Here is an 11375-nt window from a genome sequence, read left to right on the forward strand (position 1 = left end):
TCGGTCAGGCCTGGAGGTCCGGGGGGAGTCTCCCGGAATCAGTGGGTCCGAGCGGGCCCTCGCCGCGCCTCAGTCACTCCACGGAGTGAATTCGGTATCGGTTCGCTTACAGACGGAAACTTCCCTGTCTCTGTCGCAGTCAGTTGTGGGAGAGACAGAACAGACAGACGAACCATGCCACGGAGCATTCCAGGGGAGCGCATATGCACATCAGGGGCGACCACGCCGAGCTGGTCGTCGGGGGCCGCCTCGACGTCCGAAGCGCGGCGGACGCCCGTACGGCCCTGCACTCGGCCCTCGACGACGGTGTCGGCGACCTGGTGCTCGACCTGACCGAGCTGGATTCCTGGGACGCCACCGGACTCGGCGTCATCATGGGCGCACACCGCCGGGCCGGACGGGCCGGGCGGCGGCTGGTGCTCCGCGGCGTGCCGCCGCAGATGCAGCGCCTGCTGGTGGCGACCCGGCTGCACCGCATCCTGGCCATCGAGGGCGGAATCGCCGCGGACTCGCTGCCGCGCGTGTAGCGGCGTGCGCCGCGACCGAAAGCGCGCAATCCGCACGAGAACGCGCGCTTCGGACGGCGTGACCCCCCGACTGTGCGGGGACCCCGTGCGACGGTCTAGGGTTCGGCCCGTCCGCCGATTGACGAACCCACCTGGCGGACACCGGACCAGAAGCGACAGCGGGGCGTGCGAGGCCGGGAGGGGCAATCGTGCGCGACGCGTCTGGGGGCTTTGGCGATGGACCCGACACACCGGGGACCGGAACAGTACGGCCGGGACAACGACAGCTTCGGCGAGGGGCCCGGCCGCAGACGGCCGGCCCGTGACCAGCTGACCCCGGATCCCGGTCAGCCGACGCCGGCACAGGCGCGCGTCGTCCGGCTCATATCGGGCGACTACCTCCTCACCGTCAACCCGGTCGACGGCAGCGAGGTCGAGCTGTGCCCGCCGGGGGAGCAGCCCGGTCCTCCGGCCCGGCGCACCGCGACCGGGCGCGCCGACCGCGAACGCGCCACCGCGCCGCCCGTACCGCCGGGCCCGCCCGCCCCCCAACTGCCGCTCCTGGAGCGTGCGCAGGAGCGCGAACGGCTGGTGCGCCTGCTGGCCCAGGGCCGCTCGGTGCGGCTCACGGGACCGGCCGGATCCGGCCGTACGGCACTGCTGGACGCCGTCGCGGCCGACTGCGCCGACCTCGCACCGGACGGAGTCGTACGGCTCAACGGCTACAAGCGCACCGCCGCCGACCTGCTGTACGGGCTCTTCGAGGCCGTCCACGACGCGCCGCTGCACCGACCCGACCGCGCCGGTCTGCTCGACAAGGTCCGGAGCATCGGCGCCGTCGTCCTGCTCGACGACCTGGAGTTCGGCGGGGCCGCGCTGGAGGAGCTGCTCGACGCGACACCGGAGTGCGCCTTCCTGTTCGCGACGGTTCCGGACGTCGCCGCACCCACCACGGACTCGCACCTCGAAGAGGTCTTCCTCGCGGGCCTCGGCCGCAGCGCCGCGGTCGAGCTGCTGGAGCGGGCCGTCGAGCGTCCGCTCACCGACGAGGAGGCGAACTGGGCGGGAGACCTCTGGTTCGAGTCCGAGGGACTGCCGCTGCGCTTCGTCCAGGCGGGCGCCCTGCTGCGCCAGCGCGACGTGCTGCGCACCGACCCCGAGGCGTACGGCGAGTACGGCGGCCGCGACGGCATGCCCGCGGACATCCCCTTCGGGCACGACCAGGCCGTCGACGGCGTCCACGTACCGCTGCCCAGCCTCGGGGAGGGCGCGGCACCCGCCGCACTGCTCGCCTCACGGCTGAGCGGTCCCGCCCGCGACACCCTGCGCTTCGCGGTGGCCCTCGGCGGCGAGGTGCCGCACCAGGCGCATCTGCCGGCGCTCATCGGGGACACCCACGCGGACGCCGCGCTCGGTGAGCTGGCCGGCTGCGGGCTGCTCTCCCCGGCCGGTTCCCGCTACCGGCTGGCCGCCGGTGTCGTCACCCAGCTGGAAGCCGCCGGATACGGCGAGGACACCACCGACCGGGCCCGGACCGCGGCCCAGCACTACGCCTGGTGGGCCGGTCACCCCTCGGTCACCCCCGAGCGGGTGACGGCCGAGGGCGACGCCGTCATCGCGGCGATGGCGCAGCTGGTGCCCGGCGACGGGGCGGGGCAGACCAGCGTGGCCGTCCTGCTGGCCCGCAGCGCCTCTCCGGCCTTCGCGGCGGGCCTGCACTGGGGAGCCTGGGAGAAGGCACTGCGGATCGGCCAGGAGGCCGCCAGGATCGCCGGGGAGGTCGCCGAAGAGGCGTACTTCCACCATGAGTTGGGCGTTCTCGCGCTCCTCGCCGGCAATCCGGACCGGGCCAGGGCCGAACTGGAGACCTCGATCGGCATGCGCGGGGCGCTCGCCGACAAGTCCGGCGCGGTGGCCGGACGGCGCGCCCTCGCGCTGGTCGCGGACCGTACCGGCGGCCCGTTGCCCGTCGTCCTCACCCCGCCGGGAGACGAGCTGCCGGTCCCGCGGACCGAGGAGCCGCCGACATCGCCCACCCGCGCGGCGCCGTCCGTGACGCAGACGCTGTCGGGGTCGTACGAGGGCGCCACCGCGGTGATATCGCGGCAGAGCGCCCCCAAGGCCGCCGGGGGCGCACGGGGAGGCCGCTTCTCGGCGCTCGCCGGGGCCCGGCGCAACCTGGTCGCGACGGCAGCGGGCGTACTCCTGACCGGCGTGCTCGGCACGGTGGTGGCGCTGGGACTCACCTCCGGCGACGACGACGTCCAGGGGAACCAGGACGTCACCACCGAGCAGTCGCAGAGCCAGGACGGCGGCGAGGACGAGGTCCCGGCCGACAGCCCGGAGGAAGGTTCGACGCCCGGCGACACGGCACCCGGCTCCAGCGCGGCGACGCCCGGCCCGTCGGGCAGCGAGATCACGCCGAGCGGCAGCGGTACGCCGTCCTCGGACCCCTCGGGACCGAGCGGCACCCCGTCGTCGGACACGCCGTCCAGCGGCAGGCCGACGTCGGACAAGCCGACCAAGTCGCCGAGCCCGACGAAGTCGCCCACGTCGACGAAGTCGCCCAGCCCGACCGCGAGTCCGACGGACACCGGATCCCCGACCCCGACGGACACGGCCACCGAGCCCGAGCCGTCCTCGCCCGACACCTCCGACTCGGCGAGCGGGCCCTCCTCCTCCTCCTCGTCATCGGCGGCGGCGAGTGCGGACAGCAGCCCGACGGTGGCCTGAGCCGCCCCGGAAGCAGCGAACGCCGGACGCGTGACACACACGTCCGGCGTTCGGGAGCAGAGGAGAACGGGAGGGGAGCGGGAAGGGTCAGAACAGCCGCAGCTTGTCGTCCTCGATGCCGCGCATCGCGTCGTAGTCGAGAACGACACAGCCGATCCCGCGGTCCGTCGCCAGCACCCGCGCCTGCGGCTTGATCTCCTGGGCCGCGAAGATGCCCTTCACCGGGGCGAGGTGCGGATCGCGGTTGAGCAGTTCCAGATAGCGGGTCAGCTGCTCCACGCCGTCGATGTCGCCGCGCCGCTTCAGCTCCACGGCGACGGTCTGGCCGTCGGCGTCCCGGCACAGGATGTCGACCGGTCCGATGGCGGTGAAGTACTCGCGGCGGATCAGGGTGTAGCCCTCGCCGAGTGTCTCGATCCGGTCGGCGAGCAGTTCCTGCAGATGCGCTTCGACGCCGTCCTTGATGAGACCGGGGTCGACACCCAGCTCATGGGACGAGTCATGGAGGATCTCCTCCATCGTGATGATCAGTTTCTCGCCCGCTTTGTTCACCACGGTCCAGACGCCCGCGGTGTCGTCGGTGCCCTCCTTGAGGGTGCAGGGCGGTGACATCCAGTTGAGGGGTTTGTACGCCCTGTCGTCGGCGTGGATCGACACGCTCCCGTCCGCCTTCACGAGGATCAGACGGGGAGCGGAGGGCAGGTGGGCCGTGAGCCGGCCGGCGTAGTCCACGGAGCAGCGGGCGATGACGAGACGCATGGTCGGCAACGCTACTCGACGAGAGGTACTCCACGCGATTCTCCCCCTGCCTCACCCGTCACCCTGCTTGCGTTCAAGGGGTGCCGCTCGGGCTTGCCCCTCTTTGCGCCCCTTCGTTATTGGCCGGTTGTGTTCCCAATCTCCTGGTGCGGCCAGGACTGCGCCCTTACCGTGTAAGCAGGAGGTCGCCGTCCGTGTACGCTGCGTCGCCGTCCTCCTTCCCTGCCCGTAAGGCCCCGGCCCGGCGTCGGGGTCGCGAGAGGAGAACCCATGTCGCTCGACGTCTCACCGGCCCTGTTGGAACAGGCCGAGCGAGGCGAGGTCGACGAAGCCGACTTCGTCGACTGCGTCCGGACCTCCCTGCCCTACGCATGGGAGATGATCAGCTCGTTGGTGGCTCAGCTGAAGGTCGACGGCGGGGAGTTCGCCGACAACCAGACGCCGCCGCCCAACGAACAGGCACGTGGTCAGCTGCTGCGCGCGCTCGCGAGTGATGCGATACGCGGCGCGCTGCAGCGGCACTTCGGGGTGCGCCTGGCATTCCAGAACTGCCACCGCGTCGCGGTGTTCCCGCTGGACTCCTCGGTCGACGAGCGTCTGGCCCGCTTCACCTCGGTGAGGGGCCAGTTGCTCAATCAGTCGCCCGAACTACGGGACTGCTAAACGCCTGCTGCCGTTCCGGACCGCGATCGGTGCAACTGGCTCCGGGGCGGCAGCGCCCGTACTTCTTACGACTTGTCAGGTGAGCAGCGGGAGCACTTCGGTGCCCAGCCGCGCTACGTTCTCCTCCGTGGCCGTCAGCTCTCCCGAACCCTCCACCAGGAGCGCGAAGCGGGTGATGCCTGTCCGCTCGGCGGTGGCGGCGAGCCGGTCTGCGGCGAGCCGGGGCGGGCCCACCGGATGAAGGCCGCACAGCAGTTCCGTGTACGCGACCGGATCGCGCATCACCCGGTGCCGGCCGTCGACGGTCACATGGGCATCCAGTCCCTGTCGCAGCCAGCCCGGCATCGCCTTCACGAGCGTCTCCACCGCATCCTCGGGGCGGTCGGCGATCTGGGCCACCCCCGCGGACACGTGTCCGGCCTCGTGGACGCTCTCGGGCGAGCGGCCCGCGGCGAACGCGGTGGAGCGCCACAGGGCGACCATGTCCGCCTTCTCCTGGTCCCCGCAGTGCATCCCGAGCAGCATCGGCAGCCCCTTCTCCGCGGCGAGTTTCACCGTCTTCGGAGAGGTGCACGCGACGACCACCTCGGGGCTGCCGGGGTTTTCGCCGCCGTCCCCGGCGAGCAGCTCGTCGGCCCGGGGGACCACGGCGACCTCGCGGAAGCCGTACCGCTCCCCGCGCCCGGCCACCCGCGGCTTGCCCAGCCAGTCGAGCAGCAGCTCCAGGGACTCCGGGAAGCCCTTCTCGTACGCATCGAGGCCACCTCCGAACACCTCCAGATCCACCCAGGGGCCGCCCCGGCCGACGCCGAGGGTGAATCGGCCGCCGCTGGTGAGATGGAGCAGCGCAGCCTGTTCACCGAGCGCCACCGGATGCTGGGTCGGCAGCACGCTCACCGCCGTGCCCACCCGGATTCTGCGGGTCCGGCCGAGCAGCAGCGCGGCCAGGGTGACGGCGGACGGGCAGACCCCGTACGGCACGAAATGATGCTCTGCCAGCCAGACCGAGTCGAGCCCGGATTCCTCCGCGACCTCGGTGGACCGGATCGCGCGGTGCAGCGCTTCTCCCGGCCCCTGCCCCGGAAACTGGGCTGCCAGTACGAACGTTCCCACACGCATCGCCAATTGCCTCCTTGCGGCCGACGCGGCTCTCCCCTATGGAGCAACAACGTCTGACACGTGCCAAAGGCACGGTCCACCGGCAAGTTGTTGCGATTTTCCGGTAACTCACCCCGTCCGGGGCGCCGTCCCGCGAGGCGCCGGACGCCCGCGTCGGCCAAATGGCCCTACGCTGGACGGGAACTGCCCAGACCACCCTGTGAGGTGCCACGTGTCCCCGCGCCGCAACCGCCCCCGAGGCGGCGAGAGTCCCCACGACAGCACAGCGGAGCCGGGGGCCAGGTACGGCGGCGGCGGGCGTGCCGAGGAGTGGCAGGGCGAGCAGTGGTCGGTCCGCCCGGTGAGCGGCGCGAGCGCGGCGGGCAAGCGGTACCGCTGCCCAGGCTGCGACCAGGAGATCCCGTCCGGCGTCCCGCATCTGGTGGCCTGGTCCGAGTACGGCGGGATCGACGACCGCAGGCACTGGCACAAGGCGTGCTGGAACGCGAAGGACCGCCGCACCACACAGGTGCAGCGGTCCAGGAACGCGCCTCGCTACTGAGCCCCTCCGGGCGGGGGCGGGTCAGACGTCCCGGCGGTCCAGAGTGGCGAACGCGCAGACCATGGCCACGGCCGTGACGCCGAGCATGATCCACAGCGGGTCCCAGCCGGTCGGCCCCGAATCGGCGACCGAGGTGGAGTAGAAGGCGCTGAGCTGGCTGGGGATCGAGTACTGGAAGAGCGCCAGCTGCAGGTCGGAGAGCGACTCCGCGAACATGAACATGGCCAGCACGAGCGGCAGCAGCACCACTCCGATCATGATCGTGATCGCCCCGGCGGAGTGCCGGATGAGAGCGCCGATCGCGAGCGAGAGCAGGCCCAGCGTCGCGATGTAGAGGCCCACACCGACCGTCGCGCGCAGCCAGTCGCCGCCACTGGGCGCCGCGCTGTCGATGAACGCAGTCTGCAACACCGCGACCAGCGCGGTCGTCACGGTCGTGATCACGAAGGTGAGCAGGAAGAAGACGATCGCCTTCGCGCTCAGCACCCGCGCACGGCTGGGGCAGGCGGTCAGCGTCGTACGGATCATGCCCGTGCCGTACTCCGACGCGATGGTCATCACACCGAGCGTGATCACACAGATCGAGCCCAGCAGCACCCCGAAGAAGCCGAGGCTGAGCACCGGCGTCGTGCCGAGATCGGTATCGGCGGCGTTGACCGTGACCGCGGCCAGCAGCCCGATCCCGAGCAGCAGCACGATCATGACGCCGAGCGTCCACATCGTGGAGCGCACCGAGCGGATCTTGGTCCACTCGGAGGCGATAGCGTCGCCGAGAGTGGCCCGGCGCACCGGGATCGGAGAGGTGTAGAGACCGGCCGGCGCGGCCTGCGGGCTCTGCTGCGGGGCCGGGGCCTGCTGCTGGTACGGCGCCTGCGGGGTCGGCGGCGTTGTCATCGGGCGTCCTCGCTGGTTTCGCGCTTGGTCAGGTCTGCGGCGGGCCCGGCGGGCCCGGCCGGGGCTCCCGCGTACGGGTTCTGTCCGGGCGGCGGCGGGGCGTACCAGTTCTGCTGCGGCATCTCCGGGGCCGGTGGCTGCGGCGCTCCGTACCCCGGCTGCGCGTACCCGTGGTCCACCGGCTGCTGCAGACCTGCCTTCTGGTCCGCCGTCGAGCGGTAGTCCACGGCGCCCTGCGTCATCCGCATGTAGGCCTCCTCCAGCGAGGCCTGGTGCGGCGAGAGCTCCCACAGCCGGACATCCGCCTCGTGCGCCACATCGCTGATCCGCGGCAGCCGTAGCCCGGTGACCCGCAGGGCCCCGTCCGGCTCGGACATGACCTGGCCGCCCGCCTCGGTGAGCGAGGCGGTCAGCTTCTCGCGCCGCTCCGCGGGGCCGTCCGCGACCCGCACCCGGGCGAAGTCGGCCGAGTTGGCCGAGATGAAGTCCTTGACGCTCATGTCGGAGAGCAGCTGCCCCCGGCCGATCACGATCAGATGGTCGGCGGTGAGCGCCATCTCGCTCATCAGATGGCTGGAGACGAAGACCGTACGGCCCTCGGACGCCAGCATCTTCATCAGATTGCGGACCCAGAGGATGCCCTCGGGGTCCAGACCGTTGACCGGCTCGTCGAAGAGCAGCACCTGCGGGTCGCCGAGCAGCGCCGCCGCGATGCCGAGCCGCTGGCCCATGCCGAGCGAGAAGCCCTTGGACCGCTTCCGCGCGACGTCCTGGAGACCGACGACTCCGAGCACCTCGTCGACCCGGGCGGCCGGGATGCCGGCGAGCTGGGCGAGCGAGAGAAGGTGGTTACGGGCGCTGCGCCCGCCGTGCACGGCCTTGGCGTCCAGCAGCGCGCCCACCTGGCGCGGTGCGTTCGGCAGGCTGCGGAAGGGGTGGCCGCCGATCGTCACATGGCCGGAAGTCGGCTGATCCAGGCCCAGGATCATGCGCATGGTGGTGGATTTGCCCGACCCGTTGGGACCGAGGAATCCGGTGACGGCGCCCGGCCGCACCTGGAAGGAAAGGTTGTACACGGCCGTCTTCGCGCCGTAGCGCTTTGTCAGGCCGACTGCCTCGATCATGCTCCAGCCCCATCGACTCACATGTGTCGTCGGGGCCCAGGCCGAGCGGCCGCACGCCCCCGTAAGAGTTAGGAGGATATCCAGGCATTGACGGTTCCGCCCAAGCCGTTGCGGACGCGCGTCGCTCCGGACCGGGCGGACGGAGAGCTTCCGGGCAGGTCCCGGCCCCGCGAACGGTCATGCGTCCCGCTTCTTGAGCACGAGGTAGCCGCCGATCAGCGCGGCCGCCACCCAGGCGAGCAGAATGCCGAGCCCTCCCCACGGCCCGTAGGGAGCCGGGTCGCTGTTCATGGCGTCGGGAACCACCTGCATGATCTTGGACCCGGCCTGGTCGGGGAAGTACCGGGCGACCTTCTTCGCCCCCGGCACCGCCGACAGGATCTGGGAGACCAGGAAGAAGAACGGCATCAGGATGCCGAGCGACAGCATGGAGCTGCGCAGCATCGTCGCCACACCCATGGAGAAGATCCCGATCAGACCCATGTAGATGCCGCCGCCGACGACCGCGCGCAGGACGTTGTCCGCACCGATGTCCGTGTGGTGGTCGCCCAGCAGGGCCTGTCCGAGGAAGAACGAGACGAAGCTGGTCGCGACGCCGACCACCAGCGCCAGCACCCCGGCCACCGTGATCTTGCTGAACAGGAACGAACCGCGCTGGGGCACGGCCGCCAGCGAGGTGCGGATCATGCCGGAGCTGTACTCCGTACCGACCACCAGCACACCGAAGACGACCATGGCCAGCTGACCGAGGACCATGCCGGAGAAGCTGATCAGGGTCGGGTCGAAGGTGGCCCGCTCCATCTCCGGGAGGTCGTCGAACTGGGAGTTCATCAGGGCGCAGAGCGCCGCGCTCATCGCGACGGTGACGACGAACGCGGAGATCAGCGTCCAGACGGTCGAGGAGACCGTACGGATCTTGGTCCACTCGGAGGTCAGGACCGCGGGTACCGATGCCATCGTCGTCACACCCCCTTGCCGGTGCCGGTGGTGCCGGCCGGGCCGCCACCGGTCTGCTGGTTCCACTGATCGCCCCACTGCGGGCCTGTGGGCGGTGGTGCCGCGGCGTGGTCCGAATGCGCGTGGTACTCCACGGAGTCCGCCGTCATCTGCATGAACGCTTCCTCCAGGGAGGCCCGCTGGGTACTCAGTTCGTGCAGCACGATCTGGTGCTGCGCGGCGAGCTCGCCCAGCGCCTCGGTCGTGGCGCCGTCGATCTCCAGCGTGCCGCCCCCCGTCTCGACCACGATCAGGCCCGCCCCGTGCAGCACATCGCGCAGCCGCTCCTGCTGCGGCGAGCGCAGCCGTACGTAGCTGCGGGAGTTCTGATGGATGAAGTCGGCCATCGATGTGTCGGCGAGCAGCCTGCCCTGGCCGATCACGATCAAGTGGTCGGCGGTGAGGGCCATTTCGCTCATCAGGTGCGAGGAGACGAAGATGGTCCGGCCTTCCGCGGCGAGCGCCTTCATCAGATTGCGGATCCAGTGAATGCCCTCGGGGTCCAGGCCGTTGACCGGTTCATCGAAGAGGAGCACCTGCGGGTCGCCGAGCAGCGCCGCCGCGATGCCGAGCCGCTGACCCATGCCGAGGGAGAACCCCTTCGACTTCTTCTTCGCCACCGCGGTCAGACCGACGGTGTCCAGAACCTCCGCGACCCGGCTCTCCGGGATGCGATTGCTCTGCGCGAGACAGAGCAGATTGTTGTACGCGCTGCGCCCGCCGTGCATCGACTTCGCGTCCAGCAGCGCCCCGATGTACTTGAGGGGTTCTTCCAGGTCACGGTAGTGCTTGCCGTCGATGCGCACCGAACCGCTGGTCGGGTTGTCGAGATCGAGCATCATCCGCATCGTGGTGGATTTGCCCGCCCCGTTGGGCCCCAGAAAACCCGTCACCATTCCGGGTCTGACCTGGCAGGAGAGCCGGTCGACGGCAACCTTGTTGCCAAAGCGCTTGGTGAGGCCATCGAGCTCGATCATGCGTTCACGCTAGAACGGCCGCGCGCCCGGCGCCACCACAGGGGCGGAACCGGGCGCGTGAGGAGGATCTTCAGTGTCCTCCTGGGGTACAGCTGAAGTACTCGGGGTCAGCGGCCCTGCTGAGCCGGGACACCACGGGTGACCGGCTCGTCGTCGGCGGGGGTGCCGGCGGCGGCGACCGCGGCACCGGTCAGCGTGGCCAGCATCTCGCGGACGTTGGTCAGCTGGGCGTTGATCGAGTCGCGGCGGTTGGTGAGCGCCGCCAGCTCGCGCTCCGATTCGCTGCGGATCCGGTCGGCCTTGGCGTTCGCGTCGGCCACGATGTCCTCGGACTGGCGCTGCGCGGTCTCCACCGTCTGACGGGCCCGGCGCTCGGCGTCCGTACGGAGCTTCTCGGCCTCCAGGCGGAGCTGCTCGGCGCGGTGCTCGATCTCGGCGAGACGCTTCTCGGCCTTGGCCTGACGGGACGCGAGGTCGCGCTCCGACTGGTCGCGGCGCTTGGCCAGGTTGGTCTCGAAGTCCGCGGCGGCCTGGGCGGCCTTGGCGCGGGTCTCCTCGAAGAGGGCGTCCGCCTCCTCGCGCTTCTGCGCGGCGTCCTTCTGCGCCTCCGTACGCAGCGAGCCGGCCTCACTCTTGGCCTTCTCGACGATACGGACACCCTCGTCCTCGGCCTTCGCCTTGCGCTCGGCGGCGAACGTCTCGGCGTCGTTGCGCACCTGCTGGGCGGCCGACTCGGCGAGCTCACGGTGCTGCTCGGCGGCGCGACGGGCCTCCTCACGCAGGTCCTTCGCCTCCTCCTCGGCCAGGCGGAGGATCTTCTCTACGCGGGCACCGAGACCGGCGTACGACGGCTCCGCGTCGTTCACCTGGGCCTGGGCGTTCTGCGTTTCGAGGTGGAGCTCCTCGATGCGCTTTTCCAGAGACGTGATGCGGGTCAGGGCACTATCACGGTCGGCGACGAGCTTGGTAATGCGGTCATCCACCTGACCGCGGTCGTATCCACGTCGCACGAGCTCGAAGCCGAAGGGGGAGGAAGGGTCGCTCATGGGGTTCCTGTCGAATG

Annotated in this window: 11 protein-coding genes; 4 read left to right on the plus strand and 7 right to left on the minus strand. The window is 70.8% G+C overall.

Annotation, left to right across the window (positions count from 1 at the left end; all coding sequences use genetic code 11):
• Positions 1–203: 203 nt before the first annotated feature.
• On the plus strand, positions 204–527 hold the full coding sequence (locus OG978_RS28040) for an STAS domain-containing protein (protein WP_072486732.1): 324 nt from the start codon (positions 204–206) through the stop codon (positions 525–527).
• A gap of 216 nt (positions 528–743) precedes the next feature.
• A complete protein-coding gene (locus OG978_RS28045; protein ID WP_326767866.1) occupies positions 744–3239 on the plus strand; it encodes an ATP-binding protein in 2496 nt (831 codons plus the stop codon).
• 87 nt (positions 3240–3326) lie between these two features.
• On the opposite strand, the gene nucS is transcribed toward OG978_RS28045, so the two are convergent.
• Entirely contained in the window at positions 3327–3998 is a 672-nt protein-coding gene (gene nucS, locus OG978_RS28050) for an endonuclease NucS (protein WP_148020753.1), read from the minus strand.
• A gap of 270 nt (positions 3999–4268) precedes the next feature.
• Here nucS and OG978_RS28055 point away from each other — a divergent pair, with 270 nt between their 5' ends.
• Positions 4269–4661, plus strand: coding sequence for an SCO5389 family protein (locus OG978_RS28055; RefSeq protein ID WP_326767867.1), 393 nt, complete (start codon positions 4269–4271; stop codon positions 4659–4661).
• Positions 4662–4736: 75 nt separating this feature from the next.
• Here the strand turns inward: OG978_RS28055 and OG978_RS28060 are convergent, their stop codons facing one another.
• On the minus strand, positions 4737–5780 hold the full coding sequence (locus tag OG978_RS28060) for an LLM class flavin-dependent oxidoreductase (protein ID WP_326767868.1): 1044 nt from the start codon (positions 5778–5780) through the stop codon (positions 4737–4739).
• 211 nt (positions 5781–5991) lie between these two features.
• Between OG978_RS28060 and OG978_RS28065 the strand changes: the two genes are divergently transcribed.
• Positions 5992–6321: an ATP/GTP-binding protein gene (locus OG978_RS28065; protein WP_326767869.1), complete on the plus strand. Its 330-nt coding sequence runs from the start codon at positions 5992–5994 to the stop codon at positions 6319–6321.
• A gap of 21 nt (positions 6322–6342) precedes the next feature.
• On the opposite strand, the gene OG978_RS28070 is transcribed toward OG978_RS28065, so the two are convergent.
• From OG978_RS28070 to OG978_RS28090, 5 genes are all read right to left on the minus strand, one after another.
• Positions 6343–7215, minus strand: coding sequence for an ABC transporter permease subunit (locus OG978_RS28070; RefSeq protein ID WP_326767870.1), 873 nt, complete (start codon positions 7213–7215; stop codon positions 6343–6345).
• A complete protein-coding gene (locus OG978_RS28075; RefSeq protein WP_326767871.1) occupies positions 7212–8339 on the minus strand; it encodes an ABC transporter ATP-binding protein in 1128 nt (375 codons plus the stop codon). The genes OG978_RS28070 and OG978_RS28075 overlap by 4 nt, the downstream gene beginning before the upstream one ends.
• 177 nt (positions 8340–8516) lie before the next feature.
• Positions 8517–9296 carry an ABC transporter permease subunit gene (locus OG978_RS28080; RefSeq protein ID WP_326767872.1) on the minus strand — a complete coding sequence of 260 codons (780 nt, stop codon included), beginning with the start codon at positions 9294–9296 and terminating at the stop codon, positions 8517–8519.
• A 5-nt stretch (positions 9297–9301) separates the two neighbouring features.
• Positions 9302–10312: an ABC transporter ATP-binding protein gene (locus tag OG978_RS28085; protein ID WP_326767873.1), complete on the minus strand. Its 1011-nt coding sequence runs from the start codon at positions 10310–10312 to the stop codon at positions 9302–9304.
• Between the two features lie 107 nt (positions 10313–10419).
• A complete protein-coding gene (locus OG978_RS28090) occupies positions 10420–11358 on the minus strand; it encodes a cellulose-binding protein (RefSeq protein WP_317865633.1) in 939 nt (312 codons plus the stop codon).
• Positions 11359–11375: the final 17 nt, after the last annotated feature.

It is taken from the genome of Streptomyces sp. NBC_01591, assembly GCF_035918155.1.
GTDB lineage: Bacteria > Actinomycetota > Actinomycetes > Streptomycetales > Streptomycetaceae > Streptomyces.